Genomic DNA, 18,674 nt, shown 5'->3' with positions numbered 1-18,674 from the left:
GTTGGGACAATTACCGCATCAGAAGCAGGCTACCCCGATACTCGGCTATTGAATTATCCAGAAGGTTTTTATACCGCAACACGTACACGTAGGTACCTTCGGCGCATGGTTGATCATTCAGAGTTCCATCCCATCCCGTTTCGCTTTCCTGGTTGGCATACACGGGATTCCCCCATCGGTTGAAAATAGTAAAGCTAAGCGGAACTCCTCCGGTTATCAGTACCTTGAAGACATCATTCACCGCATCGCCGTTGGGTGAAAAGGCATCCGGCGCGAAAATAAGGGCCGCACAGGTGCCTACAACTGTAAAAGTTTTTAGGGTTGAGCAACCGAATTGATTCGTGAGCGTCACTTGATAGATGCCTTCATGGGCTGCCGATATTTCCCGGGTTGTTTCGTTAGAAGGTACCCAGCGGTAGGATACGTTGGGGTCGGCCAGTCCAGCGACCAGCGGTTGATTCCTGCATACTGTTTCGTCCGGAGTAGCCACGGGCCGGGGATTTACCGTGAGTTGCACTGAATCACTGACCGAACAAGCCCCTTGCCCAACGGTAAGCCTATACTTCCCTGCTTTATCGACGGTGCGGTTTGGGGAGGTTTCACCCGTCGACCAGCGGTAGGTAAAAGGGCCCGTACCCTGCACGGCGGGTACAATTTCAAGCGATTCTCCCTCACAAATTTCCCGGTTACCCCCCAAATCCAGTTTGGGTGTGTCTACCACGGTGAGGCGAACAGTTCGGATGCTGTCGCACCCTTTACTGTTCGTCAGGGTATCATGGTACACCCCGCTGGCGGTATAGCCCAGATAGGATTGTCCCTGGCAAATAGTTTGTTCGATTTCCGAAGTGACTGTGGCCTTGGGGAGTTCGGAAATGTTTTTCAGCGCTACGGACGTACATCCTCTGGCGTCGGTAGCCGTGACGGTGTAAATTCCGCTCGTATCGATCAGATTGCTAGCCTGTTGAGGATTGTTCCCTCCATTCCATCGGTAGCTTACTCCACCCTGGGCCGTGAGAATCGTACTACCGCAGGCCGCTGCCTTTTCCGTGATCGTTACCGGGAAAGCAGGGGGCTGTAAGCCCCAGGTAATGTTCGTATAGTACTCGGGAGTCGTGGAGTTGATGGTAACGCAGCTGAAGGTGCCTGGAAACAGAATAATGCAGTTTCCCTCATTGCCACTCAGGGAATAACCATCCAGAAAATCCATCCCTCCCCCGTCAAACATGGGGACGTAGGGTTCTGAAAAACTGAGTGTAACGGCTGCACTTGGACGGCCCAGAGAGGCAAACAGGAGTATGGGATTGGTAACGGGCTCCGAAAAACAGATGGTGGTTTTGCCCCCTTGTCCCACCGACCAGGTCATTCGCGGAACTGTCCCGTCCTTAATCTGGGAATAGCCGCTGAACGGCGCGAAATAATCGGCCAGTCGAAAAATGGTTTCGGTTGAATCAAAGGAATAATTGGCGGTCATGGTGACGCCGATGACCTTATTGTCGACCAGAACGCTCCCTGTCGCATTCATACCATTGAAACTACTCCATTCCGTCCAGGAGTAACTCTGCGGACATTGTGAAAACGCATTGAAGTGCAGGAAGAAGCAGGCGAAAATCACACAGATACTTTTCCCAAAAAAGCGCTTCCTGAAAAATAGCATCGAGTTCTGTTTTGAGCGAAAGATTATAATACGCTTGATAGTGTCAATATCGGGTTGGTAAGAATGCTACCTAATGGAGTAACCAATAAATACGCAAAAATAGTGCCTTTTGTGCTTGTAAAATGTATTTGATCAAACTAATATGGATGAGATAGCAAATATTATGTGTAACCAAAATGGGGTACCTTCCAGTATCCTGAGTCTATTCGGGGCCATAAGTAGTTTGGCAGGATGTCTTTCTTTTCTTCCAAATCAAACTTCCTTATGAAATCGTATCTCTATACCCTTTCCATCATCGTAGCGGCTACCCTGGCCATGATTTTTCCGGGTCCATTTACCAGCCTGGGAGGTTTTGAGCTTAAGAACCTGATCGTGCCCTTGCTGATGATTATCATGTTCGGTATGGGTACCACCATGGGTTTGAAAGACTTTGAAAGCGTAATCAAGTCGCCGCGTTCAGTGCTGATCGGGCTGATTTGCCAGTTTTCGATTATGCCCGTCATAGGCTACACCCTGGCCACAAGTTTCGATTTCCCGCCCGAGGTAGCGGCCGGGGTAATTCTGATTGGCTGCTCACCCAGCGGCCTGGCTTCCAACGTCATGTCCTACATTGCTAAGGCCAACGTGGCCCTATCGCTGACCATCACGGCCGTAGCGACCCTGCTGGCACCCTTGTTGACTCCTGCCCTCATGAAATGGCTGGCGGGTACCTTCGTGGAAGTGGATTTTCTGAAAATGATGGTGGATATCCTGAAAATGATCATCCTGCCCATCGGGCTGGGGCTGCTCGTCAATTACATATTCCGAAAGCAGTCGGCCTGGCTCAACCGCTACATGCCGCTGGTGTCGATGATCGGCATCGCCCTCATCATCTGTATCATTACGGCCGCGGGACGCGAAAGCCTGCTCACGATCGGTGCCGCACTGGTAGTCTGTACCCTCATCCACAATCTGCTGGGCTATTCGCTGGGTTATGGACTGGCCCGCTTGCTGCGGCTGCCCGAGCAGGATTGCCGCACGGTGGCGCTGGAAGTGGGATTACAGAACGGAGGACTGGCTTCCGGACTAGCTTTGCAAATGGGCAAGGTAGCTACTGTGGGTCTTGCACCGGCGCTTTTTGGTCCGATTATGAACATCACCGGTTCGTTGCTGGCGAGTTTTTGGGGAAAAGACCGGATTGAGGTACCGGCAGTGGAAGAAGCCTCCGAAATGACCTGAAAGGTATTATAATCAGGAGCGCCGTTTACTAAATGGTGTGAAAATCAGGGGGATTAAACTATGTTTTTTTGGAATGACTGATTTATTTGCGATATAAATATTAGTCATCTTAAAACATACTCTCATGAAAAAGCACAGCCAATCTATTACCCAAACCCTCAAATGGACCTTCCTCTTTGGCCTTTTGGTCATGTTCTCCTGCAAGTCGGATGATGATCCCGGGCCGGATGTCAGTGCTCAGCTAAGCGGAAAATGGTGGTGTGACAGTAACAAAACCCTGGCCGACCAATTCTTTGGTGCCGACGGGACATTCCAGCAGCGTTTCAATGGAGTTACGTCAACCGGTAAGTGGTCGCTGTCTTCTGATAAAAAAACCATTTCCATTTCGGACGTATCGAATAATCTGGTGGACAGCTGGACATATGGCCTCAAGGAAGTGTCATCCAGCAAGCTTGTACTTAATTACATCGGCGACTATACATTTGCTCCCTGTCCCTAGTAGCTGTTTTTGGTAGGAATACTGTATTTTTTATAACGGGTGGTACGTTCTTTTTTTTGTAAAATGATTAAACCAATTTGCTTACAAAAATCTACATCCAATGAAAAAACAAAGCCGCACGTACACCCGACTGTTAACTGCAATAGTTGGACTTTTTTTGGTAGGAATGTTCTCCTGCCAAAAGAAAGAAGCCGAACCCAGCACGCGCGAATTGCTGGTGGGTAAATGGTGGTGTGACTACACCAGTACCATGACAGATCAGTACTTCGACAGCGACGGTACCTTCAAACAGCGTTACAAAGGAGTAGAGTATTTAGGGAAATGGGAACTGTCAGCTAACAATGAAAAGCTGAATTTCCCGGTATTGGAGGGTAAACCGAATTCTGACTATTATTATGAGATCGGTGAAATCAAGCAGAATAAACTCCAATTCACGGTTCGGGGTGATAGTCGTTCTATTCATACCCTGCTGCCCTGTTCGACCATTAGCGGGCGGTAGTTGTCCTTAGAAGGTACTTTTTGGCGAGAAGATTCGTTTTTCAGCTAAACAAATCTGTTTCTTACAAACCAGTACAATATGATAGGGGTAAAGTTTGCTAAATGGGCAGTAGGGCTGGGCCTGATGGTCGGGTTTTCCTGTCAAAATGAGAAGGATGTACAACCGAAAATAGTAGCCAGCCTGACCGAAACCTGGTGGTGCGACAACCAGTCGATTCTTCCCGACCAGTATTTCGGCGCGGAGGGTAACTACCGGCAGCGGCAAAATGGCCAGACGCAAAGCGGCCAATGGAAAATCGCGGACGACAACAAGGCTATACTGATTTCTAATTTTGGTGTCAATGGAGAGGGTACCTGGTCCTACGGCCTGAAAGATTTACAGACCGATAAGCTGGTTTTTACCTTTTACGGAGCCGATAATTCATTCGGAAAATGTCAGTAAAATTGGCACCAACCTGGAAGCGGGAATTTAACATTTTCCAGACTTCAATAAAAAGGGCGAACCGTACGGTTCGCCCTTTTTATCACAGCACGCGCTGACAAGCTGTCTTCATTCGTAATACTCAACGGCTTTAAGCGAGCCGGTTGATGCAGTTCAAATCCTCGAAAGCTACCTTAAGCCGTTCTACCATGCTTTCTTCTCCTTTACGCAGCCACACGCGGGGATCGTAATACTTCTTGTTGGGTGAATCGCTGCCATCGGGATTGCCGAGCTGGGTTTGCAGGTAATGTTCAGATTTGTGGTAATATTTCAAGATACCTTCCCAGGTAGCCCATTGCATATCGGTATCAATGTTCATTTTGACGGCGCCGTACTGAATGGCTTCCCGAATCTCTTCACGGGTCGACCCCGAGCCCCCATGGAATACAAAATTGACGGGTAGGGGACCTGTGCCGAATTTCTTGATGATGTACTCCTGTGAATTGTGCAGAATCTTAGGTTGCAGCTTCACATTACCTGGCTTGTATACCCCATGCACATTGCCGAATGCCGCCGCAATGGTGAAATTCGGCGATATTTTGCTGAGCTCCTCATAGGCATAAGCTACCTCTTCGGGTTGGGTGTACAACTTTGAGCTATCTACGTCGCTGTTGTCCACGCCATCTTCCTCGCCGCCCGTCACGCCCAATTCAATTTCCAGCGTCATGCCCATTTTGGCCATACGCTCGAAGTATTTGGCGCTGATCTCGATATTTTCCTCGATGGGTTCTTCCGAAAGATCCAGCATGTGCGAGCTATAAAGGGGTACCCCGTGCTGGTCGAAATATTTTTCACCGGCATCGAGTAGACCGTCGATCCAGGGGAGCAGTTTCTTAGCGCAGTGGTCCGTGTGCAGAATCACCGGTATGCCGTAGTGCCCTGCCATCTGATGTACGTGCATGGCTCCTGAGATACCCCCGGCGATGGCGGCCTTCTGATCGGTGTTGGGCAGGCTCTTGCCCGCATAGAATATGGAGCCACCGTTAGAGAATTGAATCATCACGGGGCTATTGACCGCCCGAGCGGTTTCCAGAACGGCGTTCACCGAGTTGGTACCCACGACATTGACAGCCGGTAGGGCATAGTCGTTCTCGTTGGCATGACGGAAAATTTCGCTTACGCCTTCGCCCGTAACTACGCCGGGCTTAAAGCGGGTCATTGTATCGCTCATGGTAAGATTTAAGGATTATTTAAAGAAAAAATTTAGGGTATTCGATAATTATCAAAATACCGGGGTTCGAGTATGCAAGATAACTATTTTTTTGCCAATGAAAGGAATGGCCTGAAACGGGTAAAAGGTTGTTAAAGCAATTGGATACGCTATTTTTGAGGATTCTTCTTACTTTTGACTTTATGAAGTACTTCCCGGGGTACCCCACCTGCTGATTGAACTGCCATGAATCCTAAACTGATCAAGACCCTTCTGCTGGCCGCCGCACTGGGCTTTTTTCTGCTGTGGATCCTGGAAATTCTACGGACCGATTTGAGCCATAGCTATTGGTTGATGATGCTCAGTCTGACCTTCCTGCTCTTGCACCAGTACTACCGTTTGCGCACTTTGCCCGAGAATCCGAAAGCTTCTCCCAAAACGAAATCCACTAAACAGAAGAAAAAATGATTAATCCCTATCCGGTGCTTGCGGTGTTCTTCTTTGTATTGGCAGGGTATTATGGAGCCGTGCGGGCAATCCTGCTGGACTCACCGCTGGAATGGATGCAAATGAGCCCGGAAAGTGATGTCAAAGCCCATTCACTTGCCTACTGGCGCCGGATGCTGCGCATGAACCGATTGATGCTGGTGGCCTTTGGGTGTTTTTGCCTGGTGGCTTCCAATCATACCGTCTGGCCCGAAGTATTGGACTGGCCCCGAGCACTGTATTGGGTCGTATTCAGCCTAGTAGCCTTTGCGGCGTGGGTAGTCACCTACGTACTTTGGCTGCGGGCGGGGCGGGCTTTTCCGCGGCTGGTGTCGATGCGTGCTTTTCCGGTGCGGCTGGCTGAGTGGCTCTTGACACCAGTCTACTGGTTGGTCGAACCCTTCATCAAGAGTGCTCCGCCGGCCACGGCGGGACGCCTGGTCAGCCAGATCCGTGATGAAACGGCGGTGGCGGATGATTCGGATTTCGAGGATAACCGGATCGAGGAACGCATGTTTATCAACGCGCTGGATTTTAAGGACGTCCGTATCCGGGATTGCATGATCCCGCGCACCGAGATTACCGCTGTGGCGCTGGACGACGAGATAGAAGACCTACGGCAGGCCTTTATCAGTAGCGGACATTCCAAAATCATTGTCTACCGCGAATCGATCGACGATGTGGCGGGGTACTGCCACTCCCTGGCCCTGTTTCGCAAACCCAAGGAGATCGCCAGTATCGTAACGCCCATGCTGATCGTGCCGGAGGCGATGCCCGCCAGTGACCTGATGTTACGGTTTCTGGAAGAACGAAAAAGCCTGGCCCTGGTCGTGGATGAGTTCGGAGGTACCTCGGGGCTAGTGAGCGTGGAGGATGTGGTGGAGCAAATATTTGGGGAAATCCAGGACGAATACGACTCCACCGAAGACTGGACGGAAAGGAAAGTCGACGAGAACACCTACCTGCTGAGTGCCCGCCACGAAGTAGACTACCTCAACGAAAAATATGACTGGGAATTACCCGAGGGCGACTACGATACCCTCGCCGGCATGCTGATTCATATTCACGGCGATTTGCCCAAAGTCAACGATCTTATTGATCTACCCCCCTACACCTTTCAGGTGATTTCGATGCAGGATACCCGGATCGAACTCGTTCGGTTGACGGTAGGTGAGGAAGCCTGAAAGGAGACGAGTCCTGAAAAGAGGTAGGTACCTTAGGTACCTAAAGAACAAGCCCTGGCATAATAAAAACCAGCTCTCCCACCAACCGAAACCGCTCGTCCGAAACGACTTTCTCCGGATTGAGAACCATCCAGTAATGTACGAGCGACATCAGGATGAACAGGACCGAGAGCCGTTGGGTAAAGTGGTACTCGGTCAGAAAACACACCACCAAACAGACGATAAGCGTAATGAGCGAAATTCCCTTCAGAATGCCAAGCGTCAGAGGTCGTTTCAACCACCGGGCCATGTTAAAAACTTCGCGGTACTGAATCGCCTCGATGTGAGAAAAGAGGAGTAGACTCTGTACGGTGATCAGATAGAAAATTATTCCAAGTACGATACTTTCCCACGTAACCGAATCTCCCAAAAACCAGGTACTTCCCCACACGCCTGCTGCATAAATCAACGAGGTAATTGGTTCTTTCAGGGCTTGTTGGTGGCTCTTCATGGGTATGCGGGACACCCCCCACAAATACAGGGCGACCAGTATGACCATGCCAAGACCGAACTCCCAAAGGTACCGGGGAATGAGCCAGGAAAGTAGGGCGGCCAGCCCCAGGGACCCAAGTGTAATACGCCAAATGACGGCCTCGTGCTCGCGGATAAACGCATGACGTTGGGTACGGGGTTGTTCTGGCTTCCTATTGTCGAGCAGATGGTCCAGGGTGTAGATGCCTAAAACGACCAATCCCAAAATCACGGTAACCCAGGCATTGAGCGGTTGTTTTCCGGTAGGCATCCGGTTGGCAGCAATATGCGACACTACGGCTCCCGCAACGACGTCGAGGCTGAGCCAATGCAGGTGACTGGCCCGGAAACGATAAGGCGGAGGGTTCGATTCTGACATGAACTAGTGAATTTCGACACGATCTCCCACGGCAATATGGCCCGGCATGGCCAAAAGATTCATGCCGAACAGAATCTTGCCTTTATGCTTTCGGTAGGTGGCTAAGGTTTTCAATGGTTCGGCTCCGGTTTGGCCGGTGTCAGGATCAATAGTGGTCAATACACAACGGGCGCAGGGTTTTACGGCATTAAAGGTAGCGGAGCCGATTTGCAAATCCGTCCAGTAGTCTTCGGCAAAGGGAGAGGTACCCGTAACAACCAGGTTGGGCCGGAAGCGGCGCATCGAGACGGGCTCGGGTAGGCGCTTATTCAACTCGTCGAGCGACGCCTGACCGATTACCAGCAGTGGGTACCCATCCGCAAAGCTGACGGACTCTCCATGCTGGGCGTAGCGGGAGTCTACCAGACGTTTACTTGCCTCGGGCATTTTTACCAAACGGAGGGTCTGACGAAGGTACCTGCTGAACCAGCGGTCGGCTTCGTCGCTTACAGTGATAGCCTCCACATCATCGTCCCACACTTTTACCTGAACGGGTTCTTGGCTTTTTGGCTCGAAGGGGATAAAAAGCGGATCTTGGGGAAACGAACGGTGCATTGCTAAGAATCCTGCCTCCGCAAAACTCACATCGATCAACGTCATTGCGTGGACTTTCCGCTGAGTAATGAATTTACCCCCAGCATCCACCAGCATCCAGCGACGGTCGTACTGTAAGCCACGTTCCTCCACGGTGGCTTCGGATAGTGAGATGCCGCCGAGCGATTTGATGGGGTAAATCCAGATTTCGGAAAGAATCATAGGTTGTGTAAGTATTGAATCGTGGATAAGTTAAATTTTAGTTTTAGTTAAAAATAATTATCTGATAAGTAGTATAGAACGAAGACGGAATTTCATTTTACACAATTACACAATTACACAATTACACAATTACACAATATCTACCAATCCATACGGGCCAGGGGGCTGACGGTTTGGTCGGCAAAATCGTTTTTCAGGTACTTGTAGTAAGCCGCGATGGCGATCATGGCGGCATTGTCGGTACAGTACTCAAAGCGCGGGATGTAGACGTTCCAGCCCTCTTCCAGTCCGGTTTGCTGCAAAGCGGAGCGCAGCCCCGAATTGGCCGAAACCCCCCGGCGATCGCTATTTCGCGGATTCCCGTTTGCCGGGCTGCCTTTCCTATTTTCTTCAAAAGAATTTTGATAAGGGTATGCTGAATACTCGCGCAAATATCGTCCAAATATTCCGACACAAAGGCCGGGTTTTCTCTGGTGTTTTTTTGTAAAAAGTACAAAATAGAGGTTTTAATCCCACTGAACGAGAAATCAAGCCCCGCAATATCAGGGATCGGAAACTCAAATGCCTTTGGATTACCCAGCTGTGCGTGCTTATCGATCAGTGGGCCGCCGGGGTAGGGTAGGTTGAGTAGTTTGGCCGATTTGTCAAAGGCTTCGCCCACGGCATCGTCGAGGGTTTGGCCAATGATTTCCATATCCAGATAATCTCGCACCAGCACGATCTGGGTGTGACCCCCGCTGACGGTCAGGCAAAGAAAGGGGAAGGTAGGTCGGGGTGCTTCGATAAAATGAGCCAACACATGCGCCTGCATATGATTGACCTCGATGAGAGGAATATCCAGCCCCAAAGCCATGGATTTGGCAAAGGAGGTACCTACCAGCAAGGCCCCCATCAACCCCGGCCCCCGCGTGAAAGCGATGGCTTGCAACTCTTTTTTCTCTATTTTTGCATCCAGAAGGGCTTTTTCCACCACGGGAAGTACCATCTGCTGGTGTGCGCGTGAGGCCAGTTCGGGTACCACGCCCCCGTAGGCCTGGTGAATGAGCTGCGTGGCTACAACATTGGAGCGTATAGTTCCGTTAGAAAAAATAGCAGCAGAGGTTTCATCACAGGAGGATTCGATGGCCAGAATATTCATGCAAATCGTTAAAATTTGCACAAAAATAAGTAAATTACTGCAAGTTGGGACACGTTCGTCGCCCATAACCCTGCATGGTGAACATCCTTAAAAAAATAGGCAATGGCCTGGTGATGTTTCTGATCCTGGCGCTTTATGCGCTTGGCATAGGAACAATCGTCTTCCAGTTTCCCACCGTACAAACCTGGGCCACCCAGAAAGCCGTCAAGGAAATCTCCGCCCGTATGGGGTACCCCATTTCGATTGGACGTATCAATATCAAGTGGCTCGATGTCATTTCGCTGGAGCAGGTTTCGATAAAGGATCTCAACAATCAACCCATGATCGATGTCGGTCGGCTCGACATCAATTTCGATATAGAGGCTATCCTGCTCAATTCGGCAAGCGAAATCCACCTCGACGAAGTGAATGTCTACCGTCCCGAGGTACGGCTGGTGAAGACCAATTCGGGGGATACGAATATGGATTTTTTCATCGCGCGCGTGAATGAAATGGCCAATTCCGGCGATACCACTGGCTACGTGCCCGACCAGAATATCCCTTTTACGATTGGCAAAGCCACTCTCACCGAAGGTACCTTTCACTACGACGATCCGCGTGAGCCCTTTGACAGAAAAGCCAGTGTTTTTGATTATTACCATTTCGAACTGCGTGAGCTAAATGCGCAATTGAAAGACTTTCTGGTCCTGGGCGACACTATCAAATTTGTGGCCAATGACTTGACCACCATCGACCGGCAGACTTCGCTGAAGGTACATGATCTCGATACGAAATTCATGTACTGCGCCAAGAAAGTAGAACTCGCTGCCCTGAGCGCCTACATCGGGGGGTCCTATCTAACCAACTATTTGAGTTTCAATTACAAGCATCCCTCGGCTTTTGGCGATTTCAATGAGAAGGTTCGGATGGTGGCGCACTTTGACAACAGCCGCGTGTACTCCGACGACCTGGGGCTATTCCATGAATACCTGCTGACTCTGAATGAAACCTGGCGGCTGTCGGGCGATTTCGATGGGACGGTGCACGATTTCAGCGTCAAAAATACCGACCTGCGTTTTGGGAAAGGTAGCCGACTGGCGGGGAGGTTCGACTTCAGGGGACTACCAGAATTCAGTCGAACCACCATGGATTTCGACCTCGTGAGCTCGCGGATCGAAACCAACGATCTGGTGCAGTACTATCCCGAAACCGATTTGCACGAAACATTCAAAAAGTTTGGCCTTGTGGCCATTGATGGTACCTTCAAGGGTACCTCCGTGGATTTCGATCTGAAGAGCCACGTAAAAACCGATATCGGTGATCTGAACACGGATATGCTTTTTCATATTCAGGATCGCTATACTTCTACCTACAAGGGGCTGCTTAAAACGGCCAACCTGGATCTGGGTGTACTCTTTGACCGTCCCGAAACTTTGCAAAAGCTGGATTTTTCGGGGCAACTCAATGGCAAAGGTTTTGCGATCTCTACGGCGGCTGTGAACCTGAACGCTACAGTAAACCGGCTCGGATTCAATCAGTACGACTACCGGAATGTACAGTTGCGGGGGAATTTGCAGAAAGCCTACTTCAACGGACAGGTCAGCTCGCGCGATACCAATTTGACATTCATCCTGGATGGCGAAATAGATTTGTCCAAACCACAAAACTCATTCGATCTACAGGGCCGACTGGAAAAAGCCAACCTGATGGCCTTGGGCTTTTCCGAAGTACCCCTTACCCTGAAAACCCAGATCGATGCCCAGGTGCAGGGGAACACCGTCGATTCGTTGGTGGGGCAGGCAACTTTCCTGAATACCTCTTTGCTTACCCCCCGCAATAAACGCAATCTGGTGATGGATAACCTGCAGCTGGTGTCCGTGCAGGATGGCGACGAGCGCGCCATGGATGTGCATAGTGAGTTTTTGACCGCCCGGGTCAGCGGCAACTATATCCTGAGCGAGGCCGTCGAAGATGTGGAGCGTTTGCTGAAAGAATACAAGCTCTATTTTATGGGAGATGAGGCTACCCGGCAGGCCTACTATAATCAGAAAGCGATTTCCCGAAATCCTCGGTTATACACCATCAATTTTGAGTTGGAAGGCCGCCACATGACCCCATTGCTGGAATTTTTATACCCTACGGCCTTCGTTTCGCCCGGTAGCCGGATTGAGGGACTGCTCCGGATGGGTAATACGGCTTTTTTGAGTCTCGATGCCCAGGCCGATACGATTCGGGTTAATAACAGCCAGTTCATTGCTTCTAACTTTGACTTTACCACTTCTAAATTTGTGAGTAACGCCGAGGTACTGGCCTCGGCTTTGGTGACCTCCCAGCAGCAAAAAATCAGTGCCCTGACCCCCACCGAGCGGCTGAGCATCGAGGCGGCCTGGAACCAGGATCACTTGCATTTTACTAGTGGACTCAGGCAGGCCAACAGTACCAATCGGGCCAATCTTAACGGGGATGTGCATTTTCTGCCTTCGGGCCTCACCCTGCGTCTGGAAAAATCCGACCTCGTGCTGCTGGACGAAGTATGGCGGATCAATCCAAATAATCTTATTTCCGTCGCCGATCGTAAAACTACAGTCAGCAACCTGGCACTGGTAAACCAAAAGCAGCGGGTGTCTTTGGAAGGTGAAATGATCAGTGATTCCGTACGGAATCTGATGTTTGAGGTGAAAAACTTCAAGCTGGGTACCCTCAATCCCGTACTGGATACTAAGCTGGGGGGAATTTTGGATGGTACCACTACCCTGCACGACCTGTACGATTCTGCCGAACTGAACAGCGATTTCAGTGTAGAAGGCCTGAGCTACGATAACTACGAACTGGGTAATTTCTCGGGCCGGGGTGAATGGGATCAGCTCATCAGGCAGTTCAATCTTGACGCCCATCTGGACCGTAACCTCGCGCGGGTCTTTGCGCTCACGGGTAGCTACAATCCCGATCGGGATGGGAACTCGCTCAATCTGCGGGCAAATTTTAACAATGCCGATCTGAAAATGATCGAGCCATTCAGCCAGGACCTGATATCGGATGTCAGTGGAAAGGTTAAGGGGCAGGTATTGGTGAAAGGTACCCCCTCGAATCCCGTACTGAACGGTCAGGTAAAAATAGACCAGGGAAAACTAACCTTTGAGTACCTGCAATCGGTGCTCTCGTTCAGTGACGAATTGACATTCAGCGAAACCGAAATATCGGCTAAAAACATGGTCGTCACTGATCCGGAAGGCAACACGGCCACCGTGCGGGGCGGGGTGTACCACGATGGGTTCAAACTGTTCTCGTTAGGATTCAACGCGGATTTACGCAATTTCAAAATCCTCAATACCACGAGTAAAGATAACGACCTGTTTTATGGAACGGCCTATGTGACGGGTAAGGCCAGCCTGTTTGGGCCCCTGGACAACCTGAATATTGAGGCCAGTGTCACCAGTAATCGGGGTACCCGGATGTACATACCATTGGATGGCGCTACCGACGTCACCACGCTGGATTACATTCAGTTTGTGAGCCAGAAAGTAAAGCAGGATAGTCTCGATCAAAAGGACGAATCCCGGCGGGGAGCCAGCACGGGCGGTGTGAAAATGGATTTCAATTTCAATATCACACCCGATGCCTACTGTGAAATTCAACTGGACCGTCAGGCGGGTGACATCATCAAAGCCTACGGACAGGGGCTGTTGAACATGAAAGTGGATACCAAAGGCGATTTTACGATGACGGGCAACTACGAAATCGACCGTGGTGACTATACCTTTACCTTTCAGAATGCCCTGAATAAGAAATTTACTATCAAGCCCGGCAGTCGGATTACCTGGTCGGGTGATCCCTACGGCGCGATGCTCGACGTGAAGGCAGGCTACACCCAAATGGCATCTCTCGCAAATGTGCTACCGGGCCTCAACACAGGAACGGGAAGCGGGAGCAGTGATCTGCAGACCCGCCGCTATCCCGTAGAGGTCACCATCGCCCTCACCGACCAGCTTATGACTCCCACCATTGCCTATAACCTGGCCGTGCAGCAGTATCCGTCGTCGGGAGAGTACCGCTCCGCGGTGGCGGCGTTTGAAAACCGGTTGAAGAGCGACGAGCAGGAACTGAGCCGTCAGGTGAGCAGTCTACTGTTATTCAATCAATTGCTGAGTCCCCAGGAGGTTTTTCTGGGGCAGGCCAATCAGAGTCAGACATTTCTGGGAAATAGCCTCAGCGAACTGGTATCCAACCAAATTAGCCGCTGGGCCTCCGCTATGAACGAAAATCTGGAAGTGGGGGTGACAGGCCTTTCGCTTGACCAGAATGCTTTCAATAATTTGCAACTCCGCTTATCCTACCGGTTTCTCAACGACCGCTTCCGCATCACCCGCGATGGGCGTTTTAGTTACGGTACCAATCAGGCAGGTACCTCTCAGTTTGACGCAACCAGCCTGTTGGGTGAATGGACCCTGGAGTACTGGTTGGCGCAGAATGGCGGAGTTCGTCTGAAGGCTTACAATCGTAATATTCAAAACTCCCTGTTACTCAACAATACCCTCATTACCACAGGTGGGGTCAGTATGCAATTCACACACAGCTTCAACCGTTTCAAGCCACTTCCCAAACCCGAGATTTCCACACCCGTAGAGCCCGGATCACAACCGTCCGAGGTGCCGCCATCGGGCAAGCTCACATCCAAATTGGAAGGCGCGAAGTAGGAGCTGGCATACTTTATCCCTTAATCTCAGTCGCCTCGATACCGTACGGCCAGTCCCTTCATGGTGTAACCTTCCACGGTAGCCGATGTAAAATACCGGTACTGCACATTAATCAGGGCGTCAGCTCCTACTTTCTGGGCCTTGATCACAAGCTGGGCGGTAAGCAGGTCCTTCGTCTGAGCGTCGTTTCCGCGGTAGACCATCCGGTTGCTTTCTTTTTTCTGACGGGCATCGAGCGTATCTTCATGACTGATTTCCACCCACTGGATTTCGGTGTAGGGTCGGTCGGGCGACTGGTCGCTCATGAATACGTCGATAGGGTAATTGGGGCCTGTTGAGATGGGTATAGCAGGCCGGAAACAGGCGGCAAATACACAGGGCAGCAAAAGAAATGAAAAGGCACGCACTAAACGGGTTTTCGCCATAATCAGGTATTATTTTTTTCGTTAGAGGTTTTTATAGAACGCTTTATTTACACAATCATTCCTTTAAGGTATGAAAAACACCTGCCTGTACCTAGTTTTGGGGTTTGTCTTGCTTTCCCTACAAACAAAGGGAGTGTTCTCCGGCCCGGCCGACAATCCCGATGCCATCCTAGGTACCTGGCTGACGGGCAGCCAAAAAGGACGGGTGCAAATCTACAAACAGGGGAATCGGTATTTTGGAAAAATTGTGTGGTTGCAAGAACCCGATGATCCCAAAACCAACCAACCTAAAACCGACCGCAACAATCCTGATGTCTCAAAAAAAGAACAGCCCCTGCTCGGATTGGTCAATCTACGAAATTTTAGCTTCAGCGGCGCCAATGTGTGGGATCAGGGAAAAGTGTACGATCCCGAAAACGGAAAAGAGTACAGCTGTAGGCTGACGCTCCGGGGCAACAACACCCTCGATGTGCGAGGGTATGTAGGTATTTCGCTCATAGGCCGCACCGATACCTGGCAACGTGTGAAGTGAAGGACAAACGTGCCGGCACTATTCGCGGGCCTTATGAACCGCTTGTCACGAATGTCCTGGCAAAAAAAATCATTCTTACCTACATTGCAGTTTAGATTAGTAGCCTCAAAGTCAATCAATTCACCTAATGAAACAGATACGCATGAAAAATTCATCGACTTCCCGCTTCCTGTTACTTGCATTGCTGACGGGTACGCTTGGTCTGCAGGGTACCCTGGCCCAGGACCTTCCCAAAGGCATGAAGAAGGTCACTTCCGTGGAAGGGATAACTGAATACCAGCTCGACAACGGCCTGAAGGTCCTGATCTTTCCTGACCCTTCCAAACCCACCGCTACGGTCAACATGACCTACCTGGTGGGCTCGCGGCACGAGGGGTACGGCGAAACGGGCATGGCGCACCTTCTGGAACACATGGTGTTCAAAGGTACCCCCAAACACCCCAACATCCCGCAGGAACTTACCGAACATGGGGCCCGGCCCAATGGAACTACCTCGTACGACCGTACCAATTATTTCGAAACGTTTTCATCCAGCGACGAAAACCTGAAATGGGCCCTCGACCTGGAGGCGGACCGGATGGTGAACTCCTACATTGCCAAGAAGGATCTGGAAAGTGAGTTCAGTGTGGTAAGGAATGAATTCGAATCGGGCGAAAACAGCCCTTTCCGGGTTTTGTGGCAGCGGTTGGCTTCGGCCGCTTATGAGTGGCATAACTATGGCAAATCGACGATTGGCAATCGCTCCGATATTGAGAATGTACCCATCGAGAATCTACAGGCATTTTACCAGCGCTACTACCAGCCCGATAACGCCGTGCTGACCGTGGCGGGAAAAATCGATGAAGCCAAAACCCTGGCTTTGATTAACGACTATTTTGGCAAAATCCCTAAACCTACCCGTAAACTTCCGGTGAGCTATACTGTGGAACCGACGCAGGATGGGGAGAAATTTGTCAATCTGCGCCGGACCGGCGACATTCAGATGGCCGCCTGCGTGTACCACATTATGCCGGGCTCGCACGAAGACTTTCCGGCTATGGAAGTGTTGATTGAGATCCTTACCGCCGAACCCAACGGAAAACTCTATAAAAACCTGGTGGACACCAAAAAGGCGTCCAGTCAGGGTGGATTCAGTTTTACGCTGCACGATCCGGGCTATGTATTTTTTCTGGCCGAAGTACTGAAAGAAAAATCACTTGATGAGGCGCGCGTGGCCATGTTGGCCACGCTTGATTCGGCTGCTATGTCGAAGCCCTCGGCTGAGGACGTGGAGCGGGCTAAGGCCTCGATTCTCAAAAATTGGGATTTGCAGTTCCGTAGTTCCGAGCGTGTCGGACTCGGCATTAGTGAATATATCGCCCTGGGCGACTGGCGCCTGGCCTTTCTATTCCGTGATATTGTCCGTAAAGTAACTCCTGACGATGTATTCCGTGTAGCGCAGCAGTATTTCAAGCCTTCCAACCGTACCACGGGTACCTTCATTCCCACGGCCAATCCCGACCGCGTGGAAGTACCTGCCGCTCCTAACATAGAGGAACTTGTGAAGGATTACAAGGGAGAAGCGCTCATGGCGCAGGGGGAAGCATTTGATCCATCGCCTGAGAACATAGAGAGCCGCACGACAAAAGTGGAAAAGCCCAATGCCCTTGAGGTAGCATTACTGCCCAAGCAAACGCGCGGCAACGTGGTAGCCGCCCGCATGACCCTCCGCCTCGGAGACGTAAAAAGTCTGATGAATAAAGGTACCATCGCCAGTCTGACGGCATCCATGCTCGACAAAGGTACCACCAACAAAACCAGACAACAGATTAAGGATGAATTGGACCGCCTGAAAGCCCGGGTCAATTTCTTTGGTGGCAATAACCAGGCTGGGGTTACGATTGAGACCACCCGCGACAACTTGCCGGAAGTAATGAAACTTGTGGCCGATGTGCTTAGGAATCCGGCATTCGATGCCAATGAATTCGAAAAGCTGAAGCAGGAGCAGTTGGCCCAGATTGAAGCCCAGCGCAGCGAGCCGCAGGCCATCGCCATCAACGAATTCCGCCGCATTACTTCCCCCTACCCGAAGGGAGACATTCGTTATATTACTACATTTGATGAAGACGTAGCCGAGGTAAAAGCCGCAACACTGGATCAGGTGAAAGCCTTTTATAAGGATTTCTACGGAGCCGATAACGCTTCACTGGCCGTGGTAGGGGATTTCGACAAAGAGCAGATTCAGAAAATCATTGACGACAATTTCAATACCTGGAAAAGCGCGAAGCCCTTTACGCGAATCGCCTCGCCCTACCAGCCAGTAAAAGCCGAGAACAAGTCGTTCGAAACGCCCGATAAGGCCAATGCCATGTTTGTGGCGGGTTTCAATATGCCCCTTCAGGATACCGACCCGGACTATCCGGCCCTAGTCATGGCCAACTACATGCTCGGTGGAGGCTTTCTTAACTCCCGCCTCGCTACCCGGATTCGTCAAAAGGATGGACTCAGCTACGGCGTCGGCTCCCAATTCAACGCCAGTTCGCTGGACAAAAACGGTAGTTTTTTGGCATACGCGATTTATGCCCCTCAGAATGTGGAGAAGCTGGAGCAGGCCTTTAAAGAAGAACTTGAAAAAGTAACAAAAGAGGGCTTTACGGCCGATGAACTGAAAGCCGCCAAGTCGGGGTATCTACAATCGCGCCAGGTGAGCCGGGCTCAGGATGCATCCCTGGCCGGTACCCTTTCGAATAATCTGTACCTGAACCGCACGATGGACTGGGAGGCTGATTTTGAAAAGAAGATTGAAGCGCTCACGCCCGAAGCTGTAAAAGCCGCCGCCGCCAAATACATCGATTACTCTAAAATTACGGTGATCAAAGCGGGCGATTTTGAAAAGGCCAAGAAAGATAATCCTGCCACGAAAACAGCACCCGCCACCATGGGCGGCAATCCCAAGAAGTAGAGAGGTACCTTTATTAAACAGCTGCGGCGCTGGGTTTCTACTGGCCCTGAGGCAGGGAGAATTCGTTTCACGGATCTCATCCATTGCCTCAGGGCCATTTTTATTCAAGGC

The 18,674-nt window shown here is 50.7% G+C and carries 14 protein-coding genes and 1 pseudogene; 9 read left to right on the top strand and 6 right to left on the bottom strand.

Annotated elements, in window-relative coordinates; all coding sequences use genetic code 11:
• Positions 1–10: 10 nt before the first annotated feature.
• Positions 11–1,654, bottom strand: coding sequence for a T9SS type B sorting domain-containing protein (locus GBK04_RS02395; protein WP_152756522.1), 1,644 nt, complete (start codon positions 1,652–1,654; stop codon positions 11–13).
• A gap of 264 nt (positions 1,655–1,918) precedes the next feature.
• On the opposite strand from GBK04_RS02395, the gene GBK04_RS02390 reads away from it, so the two are divergent.
• The 4 genes from GBK04_RS02390 (at position 1,919) to GBK04_RS02375 (ending at position 4,311) form a co-directional block, all read left to right on the top strand.
• Positions 1,919–2,872: a bile acid:sodium symporter family protein gene (locus GBK04_RS02390; RefSeq protein WP_152756520.1), complete on the top strand. Its 954-nt coding sequence runs from the start codon at positions 1,919–1,921 to the stop codon at positions 2,870–2,872.
• A gap of 124 nt (positions 2,873–2,996) precedes the next feature.
• Positions 2,997–3,371: a hypothetical protein gene (locus GBK04_RS02385; protein ID WP_152756518.1), complete on the top strand. Its 375-nt coding sequence runs from the start codon at positions 2,997–2,999 to the stop codon at positions 3,369–3,371.
• A gap of 100 nt (positions 3,372–3,471) precedes the next feature.
• Positions 3,472–3,870, top strand: a complete 399-nt coding sequence (locus GBK04_RS02380; protein WP_152756516.1) for a hypothetical protein — start codon at positions 3,472–3,474, stop codon at positions 3,868–3,870.
• Positions 3,871–3,948: 78 nt separating this feature from the next.
• The gene (locus GBK04_RS02375; protein ID WP_152756514.1) at positions 3,949–4,311 is read left to right on the top strand and encodes a hypothetical protein; all 363 of its coding nucleotides are present in this window, start codon (positions 3,949–3,951) and stop codon (positions 4,309–4,311) included.
• 130 nt (positions 4,312–4,441) lie between these two features.
• Here the strand turns inward: GBK04_RS02375 and fbaA are convergent, their stop codons facing one another.
• The gene (gene fbaA, locus GBK04_RS02370) at positions 4,442–5,521 is read right to left on the bottom strand and encodes a class II fructose-bisphosphate aldolase (RefSeq protein ID WP_152756512.1); all 1,080 of its coding nucleotides are present in this window, start codon (positions 5,519–5,521) and stop codon (positions 4,442–4,444) included.
• Between the two features lie 225 nt (positions 5,522–5,746).
• Between fbaA and GBK04_RS02365 the strand changes: the two genes are divergently transcribed.
• Positions 5,747–5,968 (top strand): hypothetical protein, encoded by a 222-nt coding sequence (locus tag GBK04_RS02365; protein WP_152756510.1) that lies wholly within the window; start codon positions 5,747–5,749, stop codon positions 5,966–5,968.
• The gene (locus tag GBK04_RS02360) at positions 5,965–7,170 is read left to right on the top strand and encodes a hemolysin family protein (protein ID WP_152756508.1); all 1,206 of its coding nucleotides are present in this window, start codon (positions 5,965–5,967) and stop codon (positions 7,168–7,170) included. The genes GBK04_RS02365 and GBK04_RS02360 overlap by 4 nt, the downstream gene beginning before the upstream one ends.
• A 40-nt stretch (positions 7,171–7,210) precedes the next feature.
• Here the strand turns inward: GBK04_RS02360 and GBK04_RS02355 are convergent, their stop codons facing one another.
• The 3 genes and pseudogenes from GBK04_RS02355 to tsaD all read right to left on the bottom strand — a co-directional run bounded on the left by GBK04_RS02355 (position 7,211) and on the right by tsaD (position 9,992).
• Positions 7,211–8,059: a hypothetical protein gene (locus GBK04_RS02355; RefSeq protein ID WP_152756506.1), complete on the bottom strand. Its 849-nt coding sequence runs from the start codon at positions 8,057–8,059 to the stop codon at positions 7,211–7,213.
• A 3-nt stretch (positions 8,060–8,062) separates the two neighbouring features.
• Positions 8,063–8,854 carry an MOSC domain-containing protein gene (locus GBK04_RS02350; protein ID WP_152756504.1) on the bottom strand — a complete coding sequence of 264 codons (792 nt, stop codon included), beginning with the start codon at positions 8,852–8,854 and terminating at the stop codon, positions 8,063–8,065.
• A 140-nt stretch (positions 8,855–8,994) separates the two neighbouring features.
• Positions 8,995–9,992 (bottom strand): annotated as a pseudogene (gene tsaD, locus GBK04_RS02345) (tRNA (adenosine(37)-N6)-threonylcarbamoyltransferase complex transferase subunit TsaD).
• A 74-nt stretch (positions 9,993–10,066) separates the two neighbouring features.
• Between tsaD and GBK04_RS02340 the strand changes: the two are divergent.
• Positions 10,067–14,665 carry a translocation/assembly module TamB domain-containing protein gene (locus GBK04_RS02340; RefSeq protein ID WP_152756502.1) on the top strand — a complete coding sequence of 1,533 codons (4,599 nt, stop codon included), beginning with the start codon at positions 10,067–10,069 and terminating at the stop codon, positions 14,663–14,665.
• Positions 14,666–14,691: 26 nt separating this feature from the next.
• Here the strand turns inward: GBK04_RS02340 and GBK04_RS02335 are convergent, their stop codons facing one another.
• Positions 14,692–15,090, bottom strand: a complete 399-nt coding sequence (locus tag GBK04_RS02335) for a hypothetical protein (protein ID WP_373330659.1) — start codon at positions 15,088–15,090, stop codon at positions 14,692–14,694.
• A 70-nt stretch (positions 15,091–15,160) separates the two neighbouring features.
• Between GBK04_RS02335 and GBK04_RS02330 the strand changes: the two genes are divergently transcribed.
• Together GBK04_RS02330 and GBK04_RS02325 are read left to right on the top strand one after the other, a co-directional pair.
• Positions 15,161–15,622, top strand: coding sequence for a DUF2147 domain-containing protein (locus GBK04_RS02330; RefSeq protein WP_152756500.1), 462 nt, complete (start codon positions 15,161–15,163; stop codon positions 15,620–15,622).
• A gap of 142 nt (positions 15,623–15,764) precedes the next feature.
• Positions 15,765–18,563, top strand: a complete 2,799-nt coding sequence (locus GBK04_RS02325; RefSeq protein WP_152765793.1) for a M16 family metallopeptidase — start codon at positions 15,765–15,767, stop codon at positions 18,561–18,563.
• Positions 18,564–18,674 lie beyond the last annotated feature (111 nt).

Origin of the sequence: Salmonirosea aquatica, assembly GCF_009296315.1 — a bacterium.
Taxonomy (GTDB): Bacteria; Bacteroidota; Bacteroidia; order Cytophagales; family Spirosomataceae; genus Salmonirosea; species Salmonirosea aquatica.
This window is presented reverse-complemented; position numbering and strand designations above follow the sequence as displayed.

Bases quoted from the DNA above. Each gene is read 5' to 3' on its own strand.
- GBK04_RS02390 (WP_152756520.1), top strand. From the start codon at position 1,919: ATGAAATCGTATCTCTATACCCTTTCCATCATCGTAGCGGCTACCCTG.
- GBK04_RS02340 (WP_152756502.1), top strand. From the start codon at position 10,067: ATGGTGAACATCCTTAAAAAAATAGGCAATGGCCTGGTGATGTTTCTG.
- GBK04_RS02325 (WP_152765793.1), top strand. From the start codon at position 15,765: ATGAAAAATTCATCGACTTCCCGCTTCCTGTTACTTGCATTGCTGACG.
- GBK04_RS02360 (WP_152756508.1), top strand. From the start codon at position 5,965: ATGATTAATCCCTATCCGGTGCTTGCGGTGTTCTTCTTTGTATTGGCA.
- GBK04_RS02380 (WP_152756516.1), top strand. From the start codon at position 3,472: ATGAAAAAACAAAGCCGCACGTACACCCGACTGTTAACTGCAATAGTT.
- fbaA (WP_152756512.1), bottom strand. From the start codon at position 5,521: ATGAGCGATACAATGACCCGCTTTAAGCCCGGCGTAGTTACGGGCGAA.
- GBK04_RS02330 (WP_152756500.1), top strand. From the start codon at position 15,161: ATGAAAAACACCTGCCTGTACCTAGTTTTGGGGTTTGTCTTGCTTTCC.
- GBK04_RS02385 (WP_152756518.1), top strand. From the start codon at position 2,997: ATGAAAAAGCACAGCCAATCTATTACCCAAACCCTCAAATGGACCTTC.
- GBK04_RS02335 (WP_373330659.1), bottom strand. From the start codon at position 15,090: ATGGCGAAAACCCGTTTAGTGCGTGCCTTTTCATTTCTTTTGCTGCCC.
- GBK04_RS02350 (WP_152756504.1), bottom strand. From the start codon at position 8,854: ATGATTCTTTCCGAAATCTGGATTTACCCCATCAAATCGCTCGGCGGC.
- GBK04_RS02355 (WP_152756506.1), bottom strand. From the start codon at position 8,059: ATGTCAGAATCGAACCCTCCGCCTTATCGTTTCCGGGCCAGTCACCTG.
- GBK04_RS02395 (WP_152756522.1), bottom strand. From the start codon at position 1,654: ATGCTATTTTTCAGGAAGCGCTTTTTTGGGAAAAGTATCTGTGTGATT.
- GBK04_RS02375 (WP_152756514.1), top strand. From the start codon at position 3,949: ATGATAGGGGTAAAGTTTGCTAAATGGGCAGTAGGGCTGGGCCTGATG.
- GBK04_RS02365 (WP_152756510.1), top strand. From the start codon at position 5,747: ATGAATCCTAAACTGATCAAGACCCTTCTGCTGGCCGCCGCACTGGGC.